The following is a 24,437-nucleotide window of genomic DNA, read 5'->3' as shown; positions in this document are numbered from 1 at the left end:
ATGATTATTGATGCAAACAGACTCACGCTGCTCCAGGCCGTCCGCGGCCAAGGCGAGGCGGCGCGCCAGGAGGTCCTGCAATGAATCTCCTTGATGTCGAGCGCGATGCCACCTGCGCCGAACTGCGCCAGCGCGTGCGTGCCTTCGTTGACGGGCATGCCATTCCGATGGAGGGCCGTGAGCACATCCACGATCCGCAAGCCCTGGATGCCGCGCTCGCGAAGCTGCGCCCCATGGCGCGCGAACAGGGTCTCTACCTGCCGCAGATGCCGCGCAACCATGGCGGCCTGGGGCTCTCCTGGGTGCAGCGCTTCGTCGTTCTGGAGGAAGCCGGCCGCAGCTACCTCGGCCCCGGCGCGCTCAACTGCGCGGCTCCGAAACGCTGTACCGGGTGGCCGACCGCACCGCCCAGCTGATGGGCGCCCTAGGAATATCCGAAGGGGCGCAGCTCGCGAGGGATGAGCGAGCTGCGCCCCTTCCGCATCTACGACGGCGCGTCCGAGCTGCATCGCGCCACGCTCGGGCGCCGGATGCTTTCAGCCTGCGCGCGCGACGCTTGATGCTGCCCGGCCGACCGGCGGCGCTTCACCGCCGGTCGTGGCAGCGGGCGCTGCGGTGTAGACGAGCGTGATCCAGTCCGCCACCAGCGCCGGTTTGTCGCTTCCGTCGACTTCCATGACGCAGTGGCGAGTGAGGGCCATGCCACCCGCCTTCGGCTCCACGGCCTTCAAGGTCTGGCGCAGCCGCACGCGGGCGCCACAGGGAACGAAGCTGGTGAAGCGCAGTTTGTCGAACCCGTAGTTCACGCCGTGGGTCACGTCGGCGATGCGAAACGATATGCTGCGTGCCAGGTACGAGAGGAACGACAGCGTGAGAAAGCCGTGCGCAACCGTGCCGCCCCGCTCCCGCGCCGCGCGCTCTCGGTCGATGTGGATCCACTGGTCGTCCCGGGTGAGCCGCGCGAAATCATCAATGTCACGTTGCTCGATGGTCACCCAGTCGCTCATGCCGACTTCCTGCCCCACGTAACGGCACAGCTCGTTCACCGAGACGATCGGAAGATCCCCGAGTGCGTCCATGCCGGTGCTCAAAGCTTGATCCCAGCGGCCTTCACGATCGGCGTCCATCGGTTGATTTCGCGATGCACATACGTCGTCAATTCTTCGGGCGTGCTGGCGAGGATGTTGTAGCCCTGCTGCACCAGCCGGTCGCGCACCTCAGGCTCGCGGCTGACTGCCAGCGCGACCTCATGGAGCTTGTCGATGATGGCGCGCGGTGTCCCGGCCGGCACGAGCAGGGCCTGGAAGGCCTCGCCCACGATGCCGGGAAAGCCCTGCTCGGCCGTGGTCGGGATGTTCGGCAGCGGCCGCAGCCGGGTTGGCGACGCCACGGCGATGCCGCGCAGCTTGCCCGCTGCCACCTGCACGCCGGCCGGCGTGTAGGCGTCGAAAAACAGGGGGACGGCGCCGCCCATGGCGTCCTGCAGCGCGGGCGCGGAGCCCTTGTAGCCCACGTGCGTGAGGTTCGCGCCGCTCTGCAGTCGCAGAGCCTCGCCCACCAGGTGGGGCATGGAGCCGACGCCGGCCGTGGCGAAGCTGAGACCCTTGGGGTCGGCCTTGGAAGCGGCGACGATGTCGGCCAGTGTGCGGTAAGGCGTTGCGGGGTTGACGGTGATGATCACCGGTGTACTGCTGACGAGCATCACCGGCGCAAAGTCCTTCAGCACGTCATACGGTTCCTTGATGCCGAGGGCCGTGTTGAGCGCGAACGGCGCCCCAGCGAAGAGGATGGTGTACCCGTTGGCCGGCGCCTTTGCCACAGTTTCGTTGCCGATGATGTTGTTTGCGCCGGGCTTGTTCTCGACGATGAAGGTCGCCCCCAACCTGGCGGCCATGCGCAGGCTGAAGAGCCGCGCGACGGAGTCGAGCGCGCCACCGGGCGCATACGGGACGATCACCCGCACAGGCTTGGAGGGATAGGCTTGTGCACGGGCGGGCAAGCTGCCCATCGTGGTCATGGCGGCCAGGGCAGCCAGTGCGTGGCGCCTCGAAACGTTGGGGATGTCCATCATGTCTCCTTGTCGTGAATGAAAAAAACTGACACCTGTGTGCGGAGCCGCGCTGGCGCCGCGCTATTCGCTCCGCCAGCGTGGCGGCCGCTTCTGCGCGAAGGCCTGCGGGCCTTCGCGCGAGTCTTCCGTGCCCATTGCGATGGCCAGGAGGTCGTCCTCCAGCCGCAGGCCGTCGGCCAGCGGCAAGTCGATGCCGCGCCGGACCGCCTCCCGGGCCAGCTGCACGGCCACCGGCGCGTTGGCCAATATCTCGCGGGCCAGGGCATCTGCCCTCGCCATCAGTTCTTCGGAAGGCACGACGTGTTCCACCAGGCCGTAACGCAGTGCAAGTTCGGCATCCACCGTGCGGCCTGTGAGGATCATCTCCATCGCGCGGCCCTGGCCGATGCGGCGCGCCAGGCGTTGCGTGCCGCCCCCGCCCGGGATGATCCCGCGCCGGACCTCGGCGAGCGCGAAGGTGGCGTTCGTCGCCGCGACCAGGATGTCGCACTGCAATGCCAGCTCGAGCCCGAAGCCGATCGCCACGCCATTCACCGCGGCGATGACGGGCTTGGGGAAGTCGGCAAGCGGAGCCGCCCGTGCGCGGCGCTGACGCCGGCGAGCGGTCACCGACATCGGCGTCGCCGCGAACTCGCGCAGGTCCATGCCGGCACTGAAGGCGCGCGGGCCGGCGCCGGTGATCACCACGACGCCGATCGCCGGATCGGCCGAGGCCTGCGCCATCGCGGCGGCCAGTTGCTCGCGCATGCGCTCATCGAACGCATTGTGCACCTCGGGCCGGTCCAGCGTGACCACGGCGACGCCCGAATGGCTTTCGAGCCGTACGGTGACGGGGGCTGTCGTGTCGTTCATTTTTTTCCTTTCCGCTTGCCCTGGTTCGGGGTCAGGACGAACGCCGCAAGGCCGCGAGACGGCCGAGCGTCTGCTCAGTCTCCTCGATCAGCCCGTCCATGATTTCCTCGACGCTGCGGACCTCGCGCACGTAGGCAACGCTCTGGCCGGCCGCCGTCCACATCAGGGATTCGATGCGGTGCTCGTGGACCGCCGCATTCAGCTCGCCGACCAGCACCTGCTGGTAGGGCATTTTGAGCGGCGTGGGCGCGCCGGGCGCGCTCCATTCTTCGCTCCAGCCGCTGCGCACCATGCGCAGCGTCTTGCCGCTCCAGGAGCGGGAGATGACGGTGTCCTCGCTGCCGGCCCTAAGGATCTGGTCGGTGAGGATCGGGTCGAGCGCATGTTCCTTGCTGCCCAGCCAGATCGTGCCGGTCCACGCGCCCTGCGCGCCCAAGGCAAGCGCGGCGGCGAACTGGCTACCGGTGGCAATGCCACCGGCAGCGATCACGGGCACGTCGCCGGCCATCGCCACCACCTGCGGGACCAAGGACATCGTGCCAATGGTGCCCGTGTGGGCGCCGGCGTCGTAGCCCTGCGCCACCAGCAGGTCGACGCCCGCGGCCAGGGACCGTTGCACATGGCGCGGCGAACCGATGAGCGAGAGCGTCACCTGGCCCGCGGCCTTCGCACGCGCCACGAGCTCCGCCGGTGTTCCCACCGCCATCGCGAACATGTTCGCGCCGGAGGCGATCACCGCCTCGGCCTGCGCGTCGAACAGCTCCTGGGAGCGCACGTGCTTGGAGAAGAGGTGCCCTTGGGTCGCCGCTGGCACCTTGTGTTTTTCGCGCAGCGCCTGGACGAAGTCCTTGTGCTGCTGCGGCACGGCTTCTTCCGCCGCGGCCCGGTCGTTCTTTTCCACGGCCAGCGTCGGCAGCAGGAGGTCCAGCCCGAACGGACGGCCTTCGCACATCTCCTTCAGTGCGCGGGCGTGCTCGAGGAGCTGTTGCGGTTCGTCATGGGTCGCGCCGAACACGCCATAGCCACCCGCGCGGCTGACGGCGGCGGTCACTTCCAGGCTGTGCGAAAAAGAGAAAACCGGTATGTCGATCCCGAGCCGGTCGCACAGGGGTGTGCGGAATCCGGCTTTGCGTTTGCTTGTCGTCATGGGGTACCTCGGGGTGTGGAAGTTGATGGGGTGTGGGCCGGTTCGGTAACGAGCACCGCGTCCAGCGCGATCGCGCCCTGCCCGTACGGCAGGACGAGGAAGGGATTGATGTCCACGCTTTGCAAGCCGGCCTTGTTTGAGGCCGCGAAATGCGACAACCGCGCGATGGACTCGGCCAGCGCGTCAACATCGGATGGCGGCGCGCCGCGCATGCCGTCGAGGACCCGGCGGGCGCGGATGCTGTCGATCATGCTGCGCGCCTCGGCCGCATCGATCGGCGCCAGGCGGAAGGTCACGTCGCGCATGGCCTCGACCAGGATGCCGCCGAGCCCGAACATGACGACGGGGCCGAACACCGGGTCGGTGTGCACGCCGAGGATGCACTCCACCCCGCCCTTGACCATGGGCGCGACCAGCACGCCATCGATGCGCGCGTGTGGCGCAGCCTGCCGCGCCTTCGTCAGGATATCGTTGAAAGCCGCTTCGACCGCGCCAGCATCCTGGAGGTTGAGGCGCACGCCGCCGACCTCGCTCTTGTGCGTAATGTCCGGCGAACACAGCTTCACCACGACCGGGAAGCCGATGCGCTGCGCCGCCTGCGCGGCTTCGGCCGCCGTTGCCGCCAGACGGGACTGCACCACCGGCACGCCGGCGGCGGCGAGTTGCTGCAGCGCCTCATGCTCGGTGTAGGACTTGCCGGCCAGCGATATCGCAGACGGTACGACCGCTGTGGCACCCAGCGGCGGTGGCCGCTTCGCCGCGTCGGCAAAGAAGGCGAGTGCGCCGAGCGCCCGCATCGCAGCCGAAGGATCGTCGATGACGGCCACCCCGGCCTTCCGGAAAACCTCCCGGTAGGCCGGTTGCATGAGGCCGGTCACGACCAGCGGCTTGTCGGGATGGCGGGTATGGGCGGCGATTAGATCGTCGACGATTCTCTGCGCGACGGAGGCACCCAGCAGTGCCGCAGCGGGGAAAAACACCACCATGTCGTAGCCTGCTTGCTCGTCACCGTGCCCGAGCATGCTCGCGAGGGTACGCTCCAGTAGACCCGGCACGGTGACCGTCTGCCCGGTGATGTCGACGGGATTGCGCGGGCCGGCGAAAGGAATCTCGCGAAGCAAGGCAGCCTGCGCCGCAAGGGGCATCTCGGCGAGATCGAGACCCGCGGTGGATGCCTCGTCGGCCATCAACACGCCGACACCGCCGGACACCGTCAACACGCCCGTGCGGGACGACGCTGGAAGCGGGCACACGGAAGCGGCATAGCCCACCGTGAAGAGTTCCTCCACCGTGTTGGCGCGCCAGACACCATATTGGCGGAACAGCGCGTCATATACCGCATCCTCGCCGGTCAGGGCGGCCGTGTGGGACGCGGCCGCCGCGCTTCCCAGTTCGGTGCGTCCCACCTTGGTGATCACCACGCGTTTGCCTGCGGCCCGCGCCGCCTCGAGCGCGCGCTTGAGCTTGTCGCCGTCGCGGCAGCCTTCCATGTAGCCCAGGATGACTTGCGTGTCACGGTCCGCCGCGAGCCATTGCACGCAGTCTGCGAACTCGACGTCGGACTCGTTGCCGGTCGTCATCCAGTAGGACATGCCCAGGTCGCGCGAGCGCGCCAGCGAAAAGGCGAAGGCACCGAACGCGCCGGACTGGCTGACGATGGCAATGTTGCCCACCTTGTTAGCGCCGGCCCGTGGCGCCGGCGAGAAGGTGGCGAACACGTTGTGGCGGAACGACATCATCCCCAGGCAATTGGGCCCCAGCAGGCGAATGCCGGCCTCTCGCGCTCGGCGCGTCACCTGTTGCTGCATGTCGCGCCCTGCGGCATCCACTTCCGCAAAGCCCGAACTGAAGACGACGAGCGCCTTCACACCGGCCGCAATGGCGTCCTCAAGCGTCGCCGCGAGGGCCGCCGCCGGGACAGCCACGATGGCGATGTCGATGGGCCCGCCGGCCGCTGCGAGCGAGGGGAATGCAGGCAGGCCCTGCACGCGCTCGTACTTCGGGTTGACGGGGATGAGGCGGCCGCTGTAGCCGCGTTCGATCATCAGCGAGAGCGGCACGCCGCCGATACGGTTTGGGTCGTCGCTCGCGCCCACGACGGCGATGGAGCGCGGATGGAACAGCGCGTCGAGGTGCCGCAGCGCGTCGCCATTGGTCTCGGGTGAACGCTCATCCGTGCGGCCTTGCAAAAGTAATCCCACTGGCATTTCTGTTTGTCCCACTGACGTTTCCTTTTGTTGGTGGCGGTACTCTATGCGGCAGGCGGAACAAAGCGAACCTGCGTTTCAAATATTGAAACTGCCTTGCAGTGCGGCGGTGGGAGCGGCTGAGAATGCCCTGCAATGAAAAAGGAGACGTCTATGTATCTGGTCGGCAAGAGGATCCTCGTCACGGGCGCGGGAAGCGGTATCGGCCGCGCAGTGGCGATCGGCTATGCGCGGGCTGGCGCGGCCGTGGCATGCGTGTCGCGCGGCCGCGAAAATCTCCTGCAAACCGAGCGCTTGATCGAGAACGCCGGCGGCCGTGCTCTGGCCCTGCCGGCGGACGTGTCCGACTTCGAGGCCCTGGAGCAGCAGGTGCTCGCCGTGGAGCGGGAGCTGGGTGGCCTGGACCTGGTCTTTTCCGCCGCCGGCGAGGCGTCGGAAAACAAGACCGTGGAGACCTCCGATGTGCAGGCTTTCCGACGCACGTTGGAGGTCAACCTGGTGGGCGCCTTCAACACCGCGAAGGCAGCCATCCCGGCGCTCAAGCGAAGCGGGGGTGGGCACATGATTTTTGTGGGCTCGGGCATGGGCCATCGCGCCGCGGCAACGCGCGCCGCCTATGCCAGCTCAAAAGCCGGCTTGCACATGCTGGTGCGCGTGCTCGCGCAGGAGCTCATCGAAGATGGCATCGCCGTCAATGAGCTGGTGCCCGGGCCCGTGCTCACCGCCTTCATCACTGGACGCGTCGAACAGCTGACGCAGTCCGCCGGCGCGCAGGAATGGTTCAAGACGCCGGAGGACGTGGTGCCCATGGCCCTGTTCCTAGCATCGCAGCTCCAGCCGGGGCCGACCGGCCAGACATTCAGCCTTGCAAGAAGGGAACTTTGACATGAGTGAGAGAGCCGACACCCACTACACCGCTCTTGTGGTTGAGCAGCCAACTCCGGACTTTTCGGGCGTCGCGCTGCGGACCTTACCGCTAGAGTCTCCGGGTCCGCAGCAAGTGCTGATCCGCGTTCGCGCTGCCGCGCTGAACTATCCGGACGTGCTGCTCACGCAGGGTACATACCAGTTTAAGCCGCCGCTTCCCTTCGTGCCTGGGCTAGAAGCGTCCGGTGAAGTGGTTGCCGTTGGCGTCGGCGTGTCGCATGTGTGGCCTGGTGACGCCGTGGTGGCGCAGACGCGACAAGGCGGCGCGCTCGGGCAAATGATGATTGCTGACGCAAGCGAAGTGCGCCCCATGCCAGCAAACCTCGACTGGGACGAAGCTTCAGCCTATTCGGCGGCCGGCATGACAGCCTACGTGTCGCTGGTCCACCGCGGCCAGCTGGAGGCAGGTGAAACACTCCTCGTGCACGGCGCGACCGGGGGCGCCGGGTTGGCTACGGTGCAGTTGGGACGGCATCTCGGCGCGCGCGTGATTGCCACCGGCCGGTCCCTGGAGAAACTGGATGCCGCACGTGCGGCGGGCGCGCACGAGCTTGTCCAGGTCGGCGAAGGCCTGCGCGACGACATCCTGCGCATGACCGGCGACAAGGGGGCCGATGTGGTGTTCGACCCCGTTGGCGGTGACGTATTCGACGCCTCACTGCGCTCACTGGCGTGGGGGGGGCGGTTACTGGTGGTCGGCTTCCTGGCAGGCCGCATCGCCGACCTGAAATCCAACTACGTGCTGATCAAGAACATCTCGATCATTGGCATCAGGGCTGGCGAGTTCATCCGCCGCGACCCGGCCAAGGGTGCCGAGGTGATGCGCCAGGTTGACGCGCTTGCGGCACAAGGCGTCCTGAAGCCTTACATTTCCGCGCGGTTTCCGCTCGCAGAAGGCGTACAGGCCCTGCGGGTGTTAGCACGCGGCAAGGCAACAGGGAAAATTGTGGTGACGCTCTAAGCGATTCGCTCAAAACAGGGAACCCACGGATCATCGATCCGTCGGTTCCCGAGGCGCGACAGCGCCTCCTCACTCGAGCTTGATGCCGCGGCTCTTGACCACGTCGGCCCAGCGCGCGGTTTCGGAGGCGATGTAATCGCGCAGTTGCACCGGCGAACTAAGAACCTATCCGTAAATAATGTTAACCGTCAACTTCACCTTGCGGAACGCGATGATGGCGGCGGCGACGTGGTTGAGCGCGACGAAGCTGCGCTCTAACTTCTCGTATCGCGCCAGCAGCTTGCGAAAGCGGTTGAAACAGCTGTGGCAGACCTCGATCACCCAGCGCCGCGCGTTTTTGGTCGGGTTGCGTCGTTTGGCATCGGCTTCCTTTCGACGACCGACGACATGGGGGATGTAGCCGTGCGACTCGATGATCTCCAACGCACGCCGGCCTCGATAGCCAGTGTCCGCACACAGGTGCTTGCTGCGCCGCGCGCCTGGCGTCTTACGTTTGACCATAATGGCTTTCAGAACTTGATCGAGCTGCGTGACGTCATGCGCATTGGCCTCGGTCACGACGAGGGACAACGGGACGCCACGCCCGTCCACCAGCAGGTGGCGCTTACTGCCATTTTTCCCCCCGATCGGTCGGGCTGCGCCCGACTGTTTCTTGCGCCAACGGCGCCTTGAACATGGCCCCGTCAATGCTCTGCCAGCGCCAGGCGATGCCCTCCATCTGGTCATACTCGCAAAGGCCGGCTTTCCATAGGGCCTCGAATACACCCGCAGCCTCCCACTCCAGGAATCGCTTATGGACTGCGCTGGCACTGCCAAAGCGCTCCTTGGGAAGTGCCTTCCATTGGCAGCCCGTGCGCAACACGTATACGACCGCCTCGAACACTTGTCGTGCTGGCTTGGGCGGCCGTCCCGCTCCTGCCTTACGCACGTACGCCTTGTCCGCGCTGCGCTCGCGCACCGGAATCAGCGGTTCGACGCGCCGCCAGAAATCATCAGTCACTACCCACGATTCGACTCGCTTGCGTGTCGCCATGCCTTCGCCCCGACGCCGCGTGAAATGCGGCTCAGAACGAGAGTTTACTATTTACGGATAACTTCTAAGTAGACACGTCATCTAGCCTGCATATTTCACGCTACCTCAACTTGTACGGTCTGATTGACGTTGATTCGATGCTGCGCCGGCCTGACGAGTGTGTTGTGAAGTCATTGCCCGGCATTTGAGATGCATTTGGCGCCGTGTGCGCGCAATGCCCCCTACCCCGGCTTGGGTTGCGGCCCCGTTGGTGTCAACGCGCGGGCCACGCACTGGTTGGGTTTCAGGGTGATCGCAACTGATTCAACGCATGCGCGAAGATGTCGGCGCTGGGCCAGTTGGAGGCCATGTACAGGCGGATGCGCCGGGTGTTGCGCGTGATCACTGCTGCCAGTTCGTCGAGGTGCCGTGCCCAGCCGCTTACGGAACATCTGGAGGATTTGGTGTCGCAACTAAGAGCCGTAATGCGGGGGTGATCAAAGGCGGAGATGCTTCGAGATCGGAGCGGGTCAGCCTCATCAATTTAAGAAACGTCTCAATAATTTCGAAACCTCACACTTGCGTCGGGCGACAACTCGCATATCTTCCAACACAACAATCGCGAGGCGGAATCGAGTCCCGCAAGGCAATCGCGACCGCTGGGTGAACTCGGGTATGACGTACGGGGCGATTCATTGCAGCAAATTTCAACGGCCCGTTAATGCCTGAAACCTATGATCCGGGGAGATTTGATCTTTTTCCTCTTCGCCGCCCTCGACCGGTCCGCTATTGTGAAGCGGTTCGTATGCGTCGCTGCACGCGAGCATTCGGTGATTGTTAGTCACGCTTTCAACCCAGGCTCCGAGGTGATCGACTGGCTCTGGATCAGGCACCACGGATTTCCAGCGTGGCGTGGCGGGCCGATGCATTACCTTGCCACTCGCCCTACAACAATCCCATTGCCACTTCCACGCTGCGCACCAGCGTGATCAGCCGCGGCCCCAGGTGCCGGCAAATGTCCTGCTCTGAACCGCTGGAGGCCGCGACCGCGCAGTTAAATACGACGATCTCCGAGTTCACATGCTTTGCGATCGGCACGGCGACCGCAGTTCGCCCTTGACGAAAATAGCCTGGACTCGTGCAATAACCCCGCGCCGCGAAATCACGCAACGCCTGTGGCAGGCGTCGCGCGTGCTCCGCAAACACCTGCGGATACCGCACCTTGATTTGGTTGAGTGCCTTGTCTCGTTCTCCTGGATCGGATTTGGCGAGCCACGCGTGGCCTATGGCAGTCGCCAACAGTGGCAGCGGCGCACCGATATCAACCGGGGGCGCATCACTGTCCTCCGATCGACAGGTCTCCACATAGACAATGTCGGCGCGATCCCGGATACCAATACTCACCGTGCCGCGCACCTCGTCGGCCAGTTCCTTCATCCACGGCCGCGCGATCTGGCGCAAGTTCATGCCGGCCAGCAGCGGATACCCCATGGATAGAACCGGCGCGCCCAGACGGTACTTGCTCAGCTTCACGTCATGACGCAGATAGCCGAGTTGGGCGAGTGTGTAGGTCAGGCGTGAAACGGTGGCTTTGTCGAGCCCGGTTCGTGCGACGAAATCCTTGTTGCCCAGCAGCGGTGCGTCGGGTTTGAAGCACTGCAGAAGTTCAAGCCCTTTCGCGAGAGTGCTGGCGAATTGTTTGTCTGGCGGAATGTCGTAGGGGAGCATGGTGGTGCGCTGTCGGCCTCAGTTTACTGAACCCTGCTGCGCCAGGTAGGCGCGTTCCACGTCGCGAACCATGCGCAAGAGTCGTGGCCCCAAGTCGGCTTCGAGCGTACTTTGGCTCAACAACACCGCTGGCACACCACAGTTGAAAACCAGCGTTTCGCCATCGACCACCAGTTGCATCGGCACCGCCACGGCATGAATATCCTGCTGCCAATCACCACGCGAGATGCAAAAACCGGTGGCCTCGTAGTTGCGAAGCGATGCTTGCACTGCACGGCGGTGCTTCTTCCATGCATCGGGGTGTTCGGCTTGAATGTGTTTGAGCACCTGATGGCGTTGCTCCTCGCCAATGCCGGCCAGCCACGCCCGGCCGATGGCCGTCGCCAACAGGGGCATGGAGCCACCTATGTCCGGACGAAAGGCAATTGCTTCATGGCCTCGGACGGTCTCAATGTACACCGCGTTGGAGCGGTCACGCATGCCCAGCGACACCGAGCCGCGCGCGTGATCCGCCAGCGCCTTCATGAAGGGCCGCGCCACCTGCCGGATGGTCAAGCTTGCCATGAGGGGATAGCCTATCGACAACGTCGTCGAGCCCAGGCGGTAGCGCCGCTGCTCCGCGTCGTACTTGAGAAACCCCAGCTCGCCCAGCGTGTAGGTCAGGCGCGACACCGTCGCTTTGGACAAGCCGGTTCTCTCGACGAATTCGCGATTGTTGAGCGCGGGCTCACCCACCTTGAAGCTCTTGAGAATCAAAAGCCCATTGGCCAGGCTGGTAGCAAACATCTGGTGACGTTCGGGAGGCGATGTATTCATGTGAACGACGAACTCGTCAAGCTATTGAGGTCGGAATTTTGACTGGATTATCAAACCAGCAGTCACACATAATGTTTAATATATCAAAACAAACATTTCATCTTCGCCTGTCTCCGCCTATATTCCTTCAACCGCCCGGTCGGTGCCGGACAACGAAGAGGAGCAGACGTGATTCGAGATCCCCAGGGCTTTGAGATATTTCTTGGAAGGCTGCGCGACTTTGTTCGCACGCGCCTGGTGCCTCGGGAAGCCGACGTGGCTCGCCTCGATGAGGTGCCGGCCGATGTGGTGGCCGAGATGGCCGCACAGGGACTGTTCGGCTTCTCGATCCCGGAGGCATACGGCGGTGCGGGCATGACCACCGAGGAGTTGGTGCTCGCCGCAATGGAGTTGTCCCAGTGCTCGGTCGCCTTTCGCGCCCGCGTCGGCACTAACACGGGAATTGGTTCCGAGGCGCTGGTGATCGAGGGTTCTGAAGAGCAGAAGCGGCGCTACCTGCCGGATATGGTTAGCGGCCAGCTCACCGGTTGCTTTGCTCTCACGGAGCCTGAAGCAGGGTCGGACGCGGCGACGCTCAAGACAACAGCCGTGCGCGACGGCGATACCTATATCCTAAATGGAACCAAGTGCTTCATCACCAACGCACCCATCGCCGGTCTGTTCACCGTGATGGCCCGCACCGACCCAGCCAACCCGGGTGCGGGCGGTGTATCGGCATTCCTGGTTGAGCGTGGCACGCCGGGTCTGACCACGGGCAAGCCGTATCAGAAGATGGGGCAGGCGGGCTCGCCGGTGTCGGAGGTGCACTTCGACAACTGCCGCGTGCCGCTGAAAAGCCTCATTGGCGATACTGAAGGGCGAGGCTTCAAGATCGCCATGAAGGTGCTCAACAAGCAACGCATCCACCTCTCGGCGCTGTGCATCGGCCCGGCCATTCGCATGCTGGACGACGCCGTGCAGTACACCGCAACCCGCAAGCAGTTTGGCCAGCCGGTGGCGGCGTTCCAGCTGGTGCAGGCCCTGATCGCTGACTGCCAGACCGAGATTCATGCCGCTCGTGCGTTGGTGCTCGAGACCGCGCGCAAGCGCGATGAAGGGGTTGACGTCACCATGGAGGCGTCCATCTGCAAGTACTTCGCCTCCGAAATGTGTGGCCGGGTCGCCGACCGATGCGTGCAGATGCTCGGCGGCTACGGCTTCATCGCCGATAACAGCATTGAGCGTTTCTATCGCGATGTGCGGCTTTTCAGGCTCTACGAGGGAACCAGCCAGATTCACCAGCTCAACATCGCCAAGCGCACCCTTAGCAAGGCGGGATTCGACATTAAGAGCTGAAATCAGGCACCGCCGGCATCGAGACTTGATCTCGCCTTCAAGAACCGTTATTGGCGGCCTTATTCACTATTCCTACGAAACGGGAGACATTCAAATGCAAAAACGTAATCTGCTGGCTGCCCTGGGGGCACTAGCGGTACTGGCAACTCAGCCCGCAATGGCGCAGCAAGCGTATCCGTCAAGGCCAATCCGGCTGATCGTGCCATACGCGGCCGGTGGCGGCACCGACACAGCCGCGCGGGCGATGAGCCAAAAACTGGGCGAACTGCTGGGTCAGCCGGTGATTGTGGAAGACAAGCCAGGAGCGTCCACTCAAATTGGCACTAACTACGTGGTAAGGGCGGCACCTGACGGGTACACCTTATTGATGGGGACCGCCAACTTGGCGACTAACGTCGCGCTGTTCGCACACTTGCCTTACAACGTCCAAACGGACCTGGAACCAGTATCTCTGATCACGAAGGTCCCCGTATTCATCTTCGCAAACGCAAAGTCGCCAATCAAGAGCGTAGCCGACCTGGTTGCGCAGTCCCAAAGCGCTTCGGGTGGCCTGTCCTTCGCGAGTGCAGGGACCGGCAGTATTCCGCATCTTGCTGGGGAACTGTTCAAGACCGAGTCGAAAAGCCATCTGCAACACATTCCCTATAAGGGCAGTTCGGAGGCCGCGGCGGCATTGATTGGAGGGCAAGTGCCCGTGAGCTTCGACACCCTCGGCCCCAATTTTGCGCAGGTCAAGTCGGGTGCGTTGATCGCGCTGGCCATTGCAATGCCGACCCGCTCCAGTCTGCTGCCCAACGTACCGACTCTCAAGGAGTTGGGCTATCCAATGGAAGCCTATTCATGGTGGGGCGTTCTCGCGCCACGCGGCACACCTGCGCCCATCGTCGCGCAGCTGAACAAGGAAATTCAGACGGTGTTGCAGACCCCAAAAGTGCGAGAACTCCTGCTGCAACAAGGCATCGAGCCGGTCGGCAGCACGCCAGCCGAGTTTTCCGCGCACATTCAGACCGAAACCGCGAGATGGACGAATGTTGCCCAGCGTGCAGGCATCAAACCGCAATGACATAGCTGGAGATCGCCACCCTGGCTACTGAAGTTCGAATTAGTTTAAAGATATTAGGAGAGACTCATGCATCGTCGAACATTATTGATAGCTGGCGCATTCGCGCTGTCCATTTCGAGCGCAGCTTTCGCGCAAGACACTTACCCAAACAAGCCCATCAAGCTGATCGTCGGGTACGCGCCGGGCGGTTCGGCCGATATCGCGGCACGACTGGCCGCGCAGAAACTGACCCTGGAATTGAAACAGCCGGTCATCGTGGAAAACCGTCCCGGTGCGGGCGGCAACATTGGTAGCGAGGTGGTCGCCCATGCTCGGCCCGACGGCTATACGCTGCTGATGGCCGCGACGGCGCAGATTGTGATCAACCCGAGCCTGTACAAGAAGATGACGTTCGATCCGGCCAAGGATCTGGCTCCTATAACGCTGATGCAGAACGAATACAACCTGATGGTGGTCACACCCTCGGTTCCCGCGAAAACGCTTAAGGAATTCATCGCCTATGCCAAGGCCAATCCGACCGCAGTAACCTTCGCATCGCCCGGCATTGGCACGCCAGCACACCTGGCCGGTGAACTCATGAACCAGCTCGCTGGGTTGAAAATGCTGCATGTCCCGTACAAGGGTACGGCTCCCGCGGTGAGTGATCTCGTGGCCGGGCACGTCACAATGGCAATCGACAACATGCCGGCGCTGTTGCCGCAGGTCAAGGCCGGAGCGTTGCGTGCACTGGCCGTCGCCAGCGAACATCGAGCGCCAGCGGCGCCTGACGTTCCCACTGCACAGGAGGCGGGCCTTCCGGGTTTCGTGGTACCGGCCTGGAAGGGAATGATGGCCCCTGCAGGGACGCCTAGGCCCATTATCGACAAGCTTCATGCGGCGATGGTGAAGATCCTCGCCATGCCGGACGTTCGGAAACAAATGATCAATCTGGGTGCGGAGCCAGCCGGCGGCACACCAGAGCAGTTTGCTGAAATGATCAAGGCTCAAACGGTCAAATGGGCGGCTCTGGTGAAGTCCACGGGCACAACGCTGGACTAACCGCGAACTATGCCGGACGTAGCGATGATGGAATTTGCTGATTTCGAGGAGAGGTCCGTGCAAGGAAAAAAAGCCAATATTTTTGGCCACAGCGAGAAGCTGCTGGAACTCAGGGACCGTGTGCGTCATTTCGTGGAAAGCGAAGCAATTCCGCGCGAGCGAATCGAGTTGGCGCATGACGTTCAGGCATTGGATCGCGTCGCGCATGTTCTGCGCGAGAAAGCCAAGACGGCGGGTATCTACGCGCCGCAGCTCCCGGTCGAGTTGGGGGGGCTTGGCCTGTCATGGCGCGACCGTGCCGTCGTACTCGAAGAAGCGGGCCGCAGCTTTCTCGGGCCGATCGCCATGAACTGCGCGCCGCCTGACCAGCCCAACATGATCAATTTGATCCAGCAAGGCTCGCCACAGCAGCGTACCAAATACCTTGAGCCGCTGATCCGGGGCGATATCCGCTCCTGCTTTGCCATGACCGAACCTGCGCCCGGCGCGGGCTCTGACCCGTCCATGCTGAAAACCACCGCCCAACGCCGGCCGGGTGGGTGGGTGATCGATGGACACAAATGGTTCATCAGCGGTGCCGTGGATGCCGCGTTTGCCATTGTGCTGGCCCAAACCGCTGAAGGCGCAACCACCTTCATCGTGGACGCAGACAACCCGGGCTATCGGGTCGTCAGGAACATCCCGAGCATTGACGGCTTTCAGATCGGCGGACACGGCGAGATCGAGCTCCATGACTGCGAGGTGACCGACGACGCGGTGCTGGGTGAGGTGGGGCAAGGCCTCGCTTACGCCCAGCTGCGGCTGGAGCCAGCGCGCCTTTCGCACTGCATGCGGTTTATTGGACGCGCATCTCGCGCAATGGGGATCGCACAGGAGTATGTCAAGACACGCTTTTCCTTTGGCAAGCCGTTGGCCGACCTGCAACAGATCCAGGCCATGGTGGCTGACTCACACATCGACCTGCACGCCTGCAGACTCATGACCTGGCATGCGGCGGCAAAGATGGATGCCGGTGAATCGGTCAAACACGAGTCGGCCATGACCAAGGTGTTTGTGTCCGAGGCCGTGGGCCGGGTGGCCGACCGCGCTGCGCAAATGATGGGTGCACTCGGTATGTCCGAAGACACGCCGGTCTCCCTGATTCTTCGTGAACTGCGGCCGTTCCGCATCTATGACGGTGCGTCGGAGCTGCACCGCGCAACACTGGCGCGGCGAATCCTGAAATCCAGTCTTAGACCCTGATCTCACACCTATATGCAAAACTTCAAAGCTTTTCGTTTGCTGGCCGGCGACGGCGCACCGGTATGCCAGCTTGCCGACTTGTCCGTTGACGACCTCAGCCCCGGCAACGTCACCATCAAAGTCGCCTACTCAAGTATCAACTACAAGGATGCACTTGCATCCAAGGGCCTGAACGGCATCATCCGCACCTGGCCCCGCATCGGCGGGATTGATCTGGCAGGTACCGTGCTGGAGTCGGCCGACTCACGTTTCAAGAAGGGTGCCGAAGTCGTCGTGCATGGGTTCGGCATTGGGGTTGACCATGATGGCGGGCATTCGCAAGTCGCACGGGTACCGGGCGACTGGGTGCTTCGCATCCCCGAGGGGCTGAGTCTTTTTGATGCAGCCGTGATAGGAGCAGCCGGCTACACCGCGGGCTATTCGCTGCATCTGATGGAGCTCAACGGGCTCGAACCCGGTCAAGGCCCCGTACTGGTCGATGGCGCGACCGGCGGCGTGGCCAGTGTGGCCATCGACATGCTCACCCAGCGCGGCTACCAGGTGACCGCCATGAGCGGAAAAGAGAGCGAGGCACCGTATCTGAAGATGCTTGGCGCGAGCAATATCATCGGACGGCTTGCGCCACAGGAAAACCCGAAACCCCTGGAAAAAGCTCAGTGGGCTGGCGCAATTGATTCCGTGGGCGGTGCCACATTGGCCTGGTTGACCCGCACAGTGCAGCCGGGCGGTGTGATTGCCGCCTTCGGCAATGCGGGCGGTGCCGAATTGGCAACGACGGTGCTTCCTTTTATTCTTCGGGGCATCCGCCTGCTAGGCATCAACGCCAATTCACCCATGCCGGTGCGCGAGCAGGTTTGGAAAAAGATCGCCCGCGAATATCGGCCAGCACATCTGGTGCAGATTGCTCACGTCATCCAGATGGATGAACTGCCAACCTATCTGGACCGCATGCTGGAAGGGCAGACCCGCGGACGCACCGTAATTGACATGAGCAAGTGAGAATTCGATGAGTGAAATATCCCAGACCAGACCACTCGACGGCAAAGTCGCCGTGATCACCGGTGCGGGGCGCGGTATCGGCCGCGCCATTGCTGTTGCCTACGCTCAAGCCGGCGCAGCCGTGGTGTGCAGCGCGCGCAAGGAGGGTGAACTGGGAGTGACACTTGCGCTGATCGAGAAGGCCGGTGGCCGAGCGAGCATCTTTACCGCTGACGTGGTCGAGCATGCCCAGATGCTTGCGTTGTTCGACCACGCGGTCGCCACCTATGGCGGTATCGATATCGTGCTCGCCAACGCCGGCACTGCGGGCGAAGGGCGCAAGTTGCAAAAGAGTGATCCGGCACAGTGGCGTGAAACCATTGAGGTCAATCTGGTGGGCGCCTACAACACTGTGCATGCAGCCATCCCGCATCTGCGTGCACGGGGTGCGGGGAAGATCATCGTGACAGGATCGGGCAGCCGCCACCGCGCGATGCCGGGGCTGTCGGCCTACGCCAGCTCCAAGAGCGCACTGTGGATGATGGCGCAAGTGCTGGCCGTTGAGTTGGAGGAATTCAATATCAGCGTCAACGAGCTGATTCCGGGGCCGGTGAAAACCGCCATGACCCGCTTTGGCGAGCAGTCCTTTCCTCCCCAAGAGTGGATCAAGGAACCAGAGGACGTCGTACCGCTGGCGATGTTCCTTGCAACCCAGCCCGATCGGGGGCCCACAGCGCAAAGTTACAGCCTGATGCGCAGAGCGTAACGGTGCGGGGCGACACCCTTCCCCGGCAAACTCACTCCCACGCCGCCCCGATCACCCAAGCAGCCAGCCACAACGCAACAGGCGTATCGGTAGCAAGAATGTCCCGGTTATCAGGAGTCCTTCATGTCTGCATTCGATCTGTTCTTCAAGCCGCGCTCCGTTGCCGTGATTGGCGCCTCGCAGGATCTGGCCTCCATCAGCGGGCAACCGATCGCGCACCTCAAGGACAAGGGTTACTCGGGTGAAATCCTGCCGGTCAATCCGCGCTACGAGGAGGTCGCAGGGTATGCGTGCTACCCCGATGTCGCGTCGCTGCCCAGCGCGCCGGATGTCGCGGTGATCGCGGTCGGCGCCAAACGTGTTCCCGATGCGCTGACCGAGCTGGGCAAGAAGGGATGCAAATTTGCGGTCATTCTTTCGTCGGGCTTTGCCGAGGCCGGAGAGGAAGGCGTTCAGGCGCAACGCAATATCACGGCCATTGCGCAGTCGTTCGGCATGCGCGTCATCGGTCCGAACTGCCAGGGCTACATGAATATCAGCGATGGCATCCACGTTGGCTTCGGGGCCCCCTACGGCCTGACTTATCCGCGCGGTCACCTCAGCCTCACGTCGCAGAGCGGCGCCTTCGGTAACTCGATCGTGATGCTGGCCAGCCAGGAAGGGATCGGATTCAGGCACTACGTCTCCACCGGCAACGAATCTGTGACGACCTCGCTCGACTTCATGGACGCCATGATCGATGACCTCGATACGCACGTCATCGCGGGCTATGTCGAAGGATTTCAGGACGCGCACCGGCTCGTGTCGATCGGCCGGCGTGCGCTGAGCGCCGGCAAACCGATGCTCATCTGGAAGGTGGGCACGTCGGAAGCCGGCGCGAAAGCGGCTGCGTCGCACACGGCCAATCTCGGCGGAGCGATGGCGCTTTATCGCGCCGCGTTCCGACAAAGCGGAATCATCGAAGTCAACGATGTCGGTGACCTTGCGGACTGCGCCAAGGCGCTGTTGCCTAGACGTTTGCCCAAAGGCAACCGCCTGGCTGTCGTGACGATCTCGGGCGGCGCCGGCATTGCCATGGCCGACGGTGCCGCCAACGGCGGCCTGCAATTGCCGCCCCTCGACCCAGGCACCGTGACCGCCCTCAAGCAGGTGCTCCCTTCATTCGCCGCGGTTGCGAATCCGCTGGATGTGACCGCGAGTTTGCTCAGCGACGCCAGCCTGCTCAAGGTGACGCTGGAAAGGCTGGCGGACGATCCGAACGTTGACATGATCGGGCTGGCACTGGCTGCCGCCAGCGGCAAGCTGGCGGTCGAATTGGCGCGCGAAATTGTCCGCATCTCCGAGGAGCGCCATATTCCGATCCTCGTTGCCTGGAATGCCGATCCGGCCAGTGTGGGAGGCGCCTACGACATTCTGGACAAGGCCGGCATTCCGAGGTACCAGTCCCCGGTCCGCTGTGCCCGCGGCGCCAGCGCATTGTGGGCTTTCGCGGAGGCGCGAATCCGCGTGGCGAAGGTGTTGAGTGAACAACCGCTCGTCATCCATCAGCCCGAGGCGCGCAAGGCCTTGCTTGGCCGCCGCACGGACCTGACGGAGTTCGAGGCCAAGAAGGTGTTGAGTGCCTACGGCATCAGCGTCACGCAAGAGCAGCTCGCTACCAGTTCAGCGGACGCGGTGCGCATGGCCGCCGCCATGAACAGGCCCGTGGTCATGAAGATCATGTCGGCCGACATTCCGCACAAAACCGAAGCTGGGGGTGTTCGCGTGCGTGTCGAGGGCGCTGCGGCTGTGGCCGCAGCGTTCGACAAAATCACAGCGAACGCCAAGGCCTATGCACCGAAGGCGGCGCTCGACGGCGTGCTGGTGCAGGAAATGGTCAGCGAAGCGCACGAGCTGATCCTTGGCATCAACAACGATCCGCTGTTCGGCCCGGCTGTCATGGTGGGCTTCGGCGGCATTTTCGCCGAGGTCATGAAAGACGTGAGTTTTCGCCTGGCACCGATCGTTTGCTCGGAAGCGGAAGCGATGGTGCGTGAGCTGCGCTCTTTTGCCATCCTGGACGGCGCGCGAGATCGCCCTAAGGCGGATGTGAAAGAACTGGTCGAGACCCTCATGCGCTTGTCGGCTCTGGCCATCGATCTGCGAGATGTCTTGCAGGAATTCGATATCAATCCCCTCTTCGTCATGAAAGATGGCGACGGCGTCAGGTCCGGTGACGCACTGGCGAAGCCGATCGTCGAAGACATTGCAACTCGGCTCAAATAATTATTCGGAGCATCACATGCCAATAGCAGAATCGTACCCTTCAATAACGGAGATGCAATCCAAATCTGAAGTCGAGCACACCTACCGGAAAGTGACCTTGCGGCTCATGCCGTTTCTTATCATTTGCTACATCGTCTCGTATCTCGATCGGGCGAATATCAGCTTCGCAAAACTCCAGTTCATGAGTGATCTGGGTTTCAGCGAAGCGGCCTACGGCTTTGGGGCAGGGCTTTTTTTCGTCGGCTATGTGCTCTTTGAGGTGCCGAGCAACATTTTGATGCAGCGGATCGGAGCGCGTCGAACGTTATTGCGCATCATGGTCTTATGGGGCCTGATCTCGAGCGCGATGATGTTCGTGAACTCGCCTCTCATGTTCTACGTCATGCGCTTTTTTCTAGGGGCGGCCGAAGCGGGGTTTTCCCCGGTGTCATTTTTTATCTGACCTACTGGTTTCCGTCCGAGCGCCGAGGCCGTGTCACGGGCTTCTTCATGATGGGTGCCGCCGCGGCGGGAATCATTGGCGGGCCCGTGTCAACCTGGATCATGGTTCATATGGCAGAACTGCACGGCCTGCATGGCTGGCAGTGGCTATTTTTGTTTGAGGGAATACCGGCAGTCATCCTGGGATTCGTTGCTTTCTCTTTCCTTTCCGACACACCTCAGGATGCGAAATGGCTTACCGCGCGCGAAAAAAGCATTGTGCTCGACGATCTGGCCGCGGAGGAGCAGCGCGCACCTTCCCCGGTCGCTCCATCGAACCCCATCCCCCTTTGGGTAAGTTGAGTTCTCAATAGATCGTCGTCCGCCCGGCTTGGCCACCCCAGGCCGAGTCGGGCATTTATGTCGCGATGCCTGGCAGCGCCCCAGCAGCCCTGTCTGGAGTGCATGCCGTCTTCATCTCTTCCCGCTTGAATTTGACCGCGGCCAACTCTCGCCGCAAGTTGACGTCGTACGCATATCCCATTCCCGCGAACCCAGAAATTTTGGGCTACATATCACCTCCCTGACATGGTGACAGTGGCGTTGTAAAGCCCCTATCCACCCGCTGCTGCGTGTTCCGGGGGCTACCGTTCCAGGTCACGTTGGCCCTGGGCCATGCCATCACGTTCCCCCCTCAACCGTTCCCTCGGGAATCAAGGAGTTCCATGACCACGTACAACTCACCCTTCGAGAATCTTGCCGCCTTCGTCATCGCCTTCGCCGGCGGTGCCATCTCGGCCATCAGCTTGATCCAGTACATAGCCAAGGTCCGGCGCGACGAACGCCGGGCCCGCCCGATTGGGAGCCATCACGAGAGTCTTCACCCATGACACCGATCTGCCCCCAATGCCAATCCTCGCGCCTTGAAACCCGAGACCTCGGCAAGAAGGCCGGTGCCACCCTCGGGACCGTTGCCGGTGCCGCCAGCGGCGCTTCGGCCGCCCTGAGCGGTGTCGAACTCGGTGCCGTGGCCGGCATGGTTGCCGGGCCGGGCGGCTCGGTACTCGGCGCCATCGCCGGCGCCGTGCTCGGTGCGCTGTTCGTCGGCGCGGCCGGCTGCGCCATGGGCGCTGTCTTGGGCGAAGTCGTCGACGAGACCATCCTGGGCAACTGCCGCTGCCTGGACTGCGGCCACAGCTTCAGCCACCAGCCCGCCTGAAGACCCTGAGCCTGTCTCCCCGCCGAGTTCCCCTGATCGGCATTTCTCTCTCCGTTTCCCTTTAACCCCCGCACCGGTCTGTCGCTGCTGATCTCCCTCAGCGGCGCAGCCATGTGCATTTCTCATGAAAGAAGCCCCCCATGTCACACCAAGTGCAAACCATGGCGTACGAAGGCGCTACACGAGCAGCAAATGGATGCCAGTCCAGATCCCCGAATCGTCGGCGCTCAACGTCCCCACGCCGCGGTGCCGGTACCGGTCGCTCCTGGCGCAGTTGAAGTGGTGTCCTTCGCCCATCGTGATGGTCCGCCACATGCGATCCACGTCGTCGCCGATGCCGATGCCGATGGTCTGCTGATGTTCGTGGCCATTCAGAAGGAACCACGTGTGCAGATGGAAGCCCCGATGCTCACCGTATTCCAACTTGCACATGAAACCCAGCAGCCCACGACCATATTTCTTCTTCACCTGCTTGAGCAACTGATTGCGCTGACGTAGGACCTGCTGAGCCTTCGCCTCGCGGTCCTCGGGCGTCTGGTTCGGATAACCGAACCCGTTTTCTCGTGCTAGCGTTCGTTAACCCAGCCGTTGCGCCAGTGCGTCGGCCTGCTCGGCAAACTTCTCTGGGCTTTTGCGCGCCAGTTGCTCCAGATTTTGCAGCTTCCAACGGACGCCTGGCAGATGTTCGGCATGCGTGATGCCCAACGATGACCACTCCGGTCGGCCCGCAACCAGTGACAGCAGAAAACGGCGCTCATCCGCATCCAAGCCGGCTTGGAGTTCCTGCACCATGCGCTCACGCGCCGCTAGTAGCGCCTCGATTTCCACCGGCTCCGCAGTCATTCCTCTGAAATTGCGCTCGTACTCCTGCCGGATGTCGCGTATGGCCGGGAACAGCACCTGGTGCACCGGCCGGTTGTGGCTGGCCAAGTAGACCACGAAGGCGCGTCGGATGCCCGGAGTGATGCCCTCGTGTGCCAGCAATTGCATGACGTCGAACAGATCGCGCGGATGTTGCCGGTCCATGGCCGCGACGAGTTTGCCGCCGTAGACGTCCTCCAGCGAGACGACCGGAATCTCCAGATCCGCCAGCAGCGTGTCGCGGGCCATGGGCGTCAAGCTCGCCATACGCACAGGATGCACTGTGCCCCGCATCACGAAGTTCACCTCGATCTTGACCTCGATCCCTGCGCGCCGCACCAGCAGCTTGGTCTCGCCGGCGTCGGCCGCTGCGATCGCATGGGTCTGGAAACCACGTGCCTTCAAGCGTGTGGCGGACTGCCGGATGGCCTCGTTGATGCGGGCCAGCGCCGCCTCGCGGGGCAGTCTGTGGTCGGGAAACACCAGGTCCAGGTCGACCGACAGGCGAGGCATGTCGCGGACGAACAGATTGATTGCCGTGCCGCCCTTGAGCGCAAAAGTGCCGTCCACGAAAACGAACGGCGCGACCTGCGTCAGCAGGCGAGCGGTGTCCAGGTAGATCTGGTTCATGGTTTGAGCACCAGCAGCCCATCCGCAGAGCGCGACACCCAGGCGCGGCCGCTGCCGGTCGGCAATTGGGCCGGATCCAGCTTGGCAGCCCAGGGCAGGGACAGTTCTCGTCCGAGCTGCAGGCAAAGCCGCACCGTCTTCACGCTGGAGCAGTGCTGCAGCAACGCGCGCAGCACATCGACGCGCAGGCTGTACACGCTCTCCATGAGTTCGCGGGCTTCTTGCAGCGGTTGGCGCACGCCTACCTCGCTGAGCACTTCCAGCAACGCACGTTCGGGTGTCGACACCCTAGGCGCGCCGCTGCGCTTTTCGAACGGACCGGCCTGCAGCGGAGCGTCCGGCGCCTCGTCGAACAGGCGCTTGCGGTGGTACTCGGCCGGAAAGCGCTCGGTGAACCAGTCGGGCAGGCGGGCCGCCACCCACCCGTACAGATGCAGCATGGATTGCTGCGACACATAGTGCCTGACCCCATACCAGTCGAGCGCCGATTTGCCACCCACATGCAAGCCTTCGATGCCGCGTTGCAGCAGGATCAAGCAGGGATGCAACGCCAGCACATCGTTAGGCCGACTGTAGACGCCGCGCACCAGCCGCGTCATCCAGCCGGCTCGCACGTAGTGGACCGCCAGGTCCGCCGAGATACCCCGGGCAGCCAAGTCCTCGGAGGTCAGCGGGCACCCAGGCGTCCAATGCCGGTAGAGTGAATTTAGCTTGGTTCGATTAGTCGTACCCATGCTACGATATTTACCATCATTTCAAGATGATGGCAAGCTTTGTTTGATGGAATTAATCGTAATAGAGCTACGATTCGATAAAATATATCAAGTTTCTGTTTGAACCCGGGTCGGTCCGCAAAGCAATTCCAGCGGGCGTTCGGTAGCGCCGATGTGGGGCTTCAT

At 63.0% G+C, this 24,437-nt stretch carries 23 protein-coding genes and 1 pseudogene; 14 read left to right on the top strand and 10 right to left on the bottom strand.

Annotated features, from left to right (window positions below; genetic code table 11):
* Window positions 1-80 precede the first annotated feature (80 nt).
* Complete coding sequence (locus tag EUB48_RS15335; RefSeq protein WP_142819951.1) at window positions 81-416, top strand: acyl-CoA dehydrogenase family protein; 336 nt, start codon at window positions 81-83, stop codon at window positions 414-416.
* Window positions 417-536: 120 nt separating this feature from the next.
* Here EUB48_RS15335 and EUB48_RS15330 read toward each other — a convergent pair whose 3' ends face one another.
* The 5 genes from EUB48_RS15330 to EUB48_RS15310 all read right to left on the bottom strand — a co-directional run bounded on the left by EUB48_RS15330 (window position 537) and on the right by EUB48_RS15310 (window position 6,292).
* Window positions 537-1,127, bottom strand: coding sequence for a MaoC family dehydratase (locus tag EUB48_RS15330; protein WP_244618221.1), 591 nt, complete (start codon window positions 1,125-1,127; stop codon window positions 537-539).
* Window positions 1,088-2,068 (bottom strand): Bug family tripartite tricarboxylate transporter substrate binding protein, encoded by a 981-nt coding sequence (locus tag EUB48_RS15325; protein ID WP_168226756.1) that lies wholly within the window; start codon window positions 2,066-2,068, stop codon window positions 1,088-1,090. Before EUB48_RS15325 ends, EUB48_RS15330 begins: the two co-directional genes overlap by 40 nt.
* Before the next feature lie 63 nt (window positions 2,069-2,131).
* Window positions 2,132-2,923, bottom strand: a complete 792-nt coding sequence (locus EUB48_RS15320) for an enoyl-CoA hydratase/isomerase family protein (RefSeq protein ID WP_142819949.1) — start codon at window positions 2,921-2,923, stop codon at window positions 2,132-2,134.
* 31 nt (window positions 2,924-2,954) lie between these two features.
* Window positions 2,955-4,070: an NAD(P)H-dependent flavin oxidoreductase gene (locus EUB48_RS15315; RefSeq protein WP_142819948.1), complete on the bottom strand. Its 1,116-nt coding sequence runs from the start codon at window positions 4,068-4,070 to the stop codon at window positions 2,955-2,957.
* A complete protein-coding gene (locus EUB48_RS15310; RefSeq protein ID WP_244618220.1) occupies window positions 4,067-6,292 on the bottom strand; it encodes an acetate--CoA ligase family protein in 2,226 nt (741 codons plus the stop codon). Before EUB48_RS15310 ends, EUB48_RS15315 begins: the two co-directional genes overlap by 4 nt.
* 138 nt (window positions 6,293-6,430) lie before the next feature.
* On the opposite strand from EUB48_RS15310, the gene EUB48_RS15305 reads away from it, so the two are divergent.
* Window positions 6,431-7,162, top strand: a complete 732-nt coding sequence (locus EUB48_RS15305; RefSeq protein ID WP_244618219.1) for an SDR family NAD(P)-dependent oxidoreductase — start codon at window positions 6,431-6,433, stop codon at window positions 7,160-7,162.
* A 1-nt stretch (window position 7,163) separates the two neighbouring features.
* Window positions 7,164-8,165, top strand: a complete 1,002-nt coding sequence (locus tag EUB48_RS15300) for an NADPH:quinone oxidoreductase family protein (protein ID WP_142819946.1) — start codon at window positions 7,164-7,166, stop codon at window positions 8,163-8,165.
* Window positions 8,166-8,330: 165 nt separating this feature from the next.
* Here the strand turns inward: EUB48_RS15300 and EUB48_RS15295 are convergent.
* The 3 genes from EUB48_RS15295 to EUB48_RS15285 form a co-directional block, all read right to left on the bottom strand.
* Window positions 8,331-9,198, bottom strand: a protein-coding gene (locus EUB48_RS15295; RefSeq protein WP_142819945.1) for an IS5 family transposase whose coding sequence is annotated in 2 segments (ribosomal slippage) — window positions 8,331-8,784 and window positions 8,783-9,198 — 870 coding nt in all. Because the reading frame shifts where the segments join, the coding sequence is not laid out codon by codon here.
* Window positions 9,199-10,122: 924 nt separating this feature from the next.
* Entirely contained in the window at window positions 10,123-10,905 is a 783-nt protein-coding gene (locus EUB48_RS15290) for an IclR family transcriptional regulator (RefSeq protein ID WP_142819944.1), read from the bottom strand.
* A gap of 18 nt (window positions 10,906-10,923) precedes the next feature.
* Window positions 10,924-11,721: an IclR family transcriptional regulator gene (locus EUB48_RS15285; protein ID WP_142819943.1), complete on the bottom strand. Its 798-nt coding sequence runs from the start codon at window positions 11,719-11,721 to the stop codon at window positions 10,924-10,926.
* Between the two features lie 168 nt (window positions 11,722-11,889).
* Between EUB48_RS15285 and EUB48_RS15280 the strand changes: the two genes are divergently transcribed.
* From EUB48_RS15280 to EUB48_RS15235, 11 genes and pseudogenes are all read left to right on the top strand, one after another.
* Entirely contained in the window at window positions 11,890-13,056 is a 1,167-nt protein-coding gene (locus EUB48_RS15280) for an acyl-CoA dehydrogenase family protein (protein WP_142819942.1), read from the top strand.
* Between the two features lie 94 nt (window positions 13,057-13,150).
* Window positions 13,151-14,119, top strand: a complete 969-nt coding sequence (locus EUB48_RS15275; RefSeq protein WP_142819941.1) for a tripartite tricarboxylate transporter substrate binding protein — start codon at window positions 13,151-13,153, stop codon at window positions 14,117-14,119.
* 66 nt (window positions 14,120-14,185) lie between these two features.
* Window positions 14,186-15,157 (top strand): Bug family tripartite tricarboxylate transporter substrate binding protein, encoded by a 972-nt coding sequence (locus tag EUB48_RS15270; RefSeq protein WP_142819940.1) that lies wholly within the window; start codon window positions 14,186-14,188, stop codon window positions 15,155-15,157.
* A gap of 78 nt (window positions 15,158-15,235) precedes the next feature.
* Entirely contained in the window at window positions 15,236-16,399 is a 1,164-nt protein-coding gene (locus EUB48_RS15265) for an acyl-CoA dehydrogenase family protein (protein WP_142821330.1), read from the top strand.
* Window positions 16,400-16,411: 12 nt separating this feature from the next.
* The gene (locus tag EUB48_RS15260; protein WP_142819939.1) at window positions 16,412-17,398 is read left to right on the top strand and encodes an oxidoreductase; all 987 of its coding nucleotides are present in this window, start codon (window positions 16,412-16,414) and stop codon (window positions 17,396-17,398) included.
* Window positions 17,399-17,405: 7 nt separating this feature from the next.
* Window positions 17,406-18,143, top strand: a complete 738-nt coding sequence (locus EUB48_RS15255; protein WP_142819938.1) for an SDR family NAD(P)-dependent oxidoreductase — start codon at window positions 17,406-17,408, stop codon at window positions 18,141-18,143.
* A gap of 123 nt (window positions 18,144-18,266) precedes the next feature.
* Window positions 18,267-20,408 (top strand): acetate--CoA ligase family protein, encoded by a 2,142-nt coding sequence (locus EUB48_RS15250; RefSeq protein ID WP_142819937.1) that lies wholly within the window; start codon window positions 18,267-18,269, stop codon window positions 20,406-20,408.
* A pseudogene (locus EUB48_RS22060) lies at window positions 20,335-21,191 on the top strand (MFS transporter). The gene EUB48_RS15250 and the pseudogene EUB48_RS22060 overlap by 74 nt, the downstream one beginning before the upstream one ends.
* A 362-nt stretch (window positions 21,192-21,553) precedes the next feature.
* Window positions 21,554-21,718, top strand: coding sequence for a hypothetical protein (locus tag EUB48_RS21400; RefSeq protein ID WP_168226754.1), 165 nt, complete (start codon window positions 21,554-21,556; stop codon window positions 21,716-21,718).
* Window positions 21,715-22,047: a hypothetical protein gene (locus EUB48_RS15240; protein ID WP_142819936.1), complete on the top strand. Its 333-nt coding sequence runs from the start codon at window positions 21,715-21,717 to the stop codon at window positions 22,045-22,047. Before EUB48_RS21400 ends, EUB48_RS15240 begins: the two co-directional genes overlap by 4 nt.
* Before the next feature lie 192 nt (window positions 22,048-22,239).
* Complete coding sequence (locus EUB48_RS15235) at window positions 22,240-22,545, top strand: hypothetical protein (protein WP_142819935.1); 306 nt, start codon at window positions 22,240-22,242, stop codon at window positions 22,543-22,545.
* Between the two features lie 78 nt (window positions 22,546-22,623).
* On the opposite strand, the gene EUB48_RS15230 is transcribed toward EUB48_RS15235, so the two are convergent.
* Both EUB48_RS15230 and EUB48_RS15225 read right to left on the bottom strand, forming a co-directional pair.
* Window positions 22,624-23,538, bottom strand: coding sequence for a nucleotidyl transferase AbiEii/AbiGii toxin family protein (locus tag EUB48_RS15230; RefSeq protein WP_142819934.1), 915 nt, complete (start codon window positions 23,536-23,538; stop codon window positions 22,624-22,626).
* Entirely contained in the window at window positions 23,535-24,272 is a 738-nt protein-coding gene (locus EUB48_RS15225; protein ID WP_142819933.1) for a type IV toxin-antitoxin system AbiEi family antitoxin domain-containing protein, read from the bottom strand. The genes EUB48_RS15230 and EUB48_RS15225 overlap by 4 nt, the downstream gene beginning before the upstream one ends.
* Window positions 24,273-24,437: the final 165 nt, after the last annotated feature.

Origin of the sequence: Rhodoferax sediminis (genome assembly GCF_006970865.1) — a bacterium.
Classification (GTDB): domain Bacteria; phylum Pseudomonadota; class Gammaproteobacteria; order Burkholderiales; family Burkholderiaceae_C; genus Rhodoferax_A; species Rhodoferax_A sediminis.
This window is presented reverse-complemented; position numbering and strand designations above follow the sequence as displayed.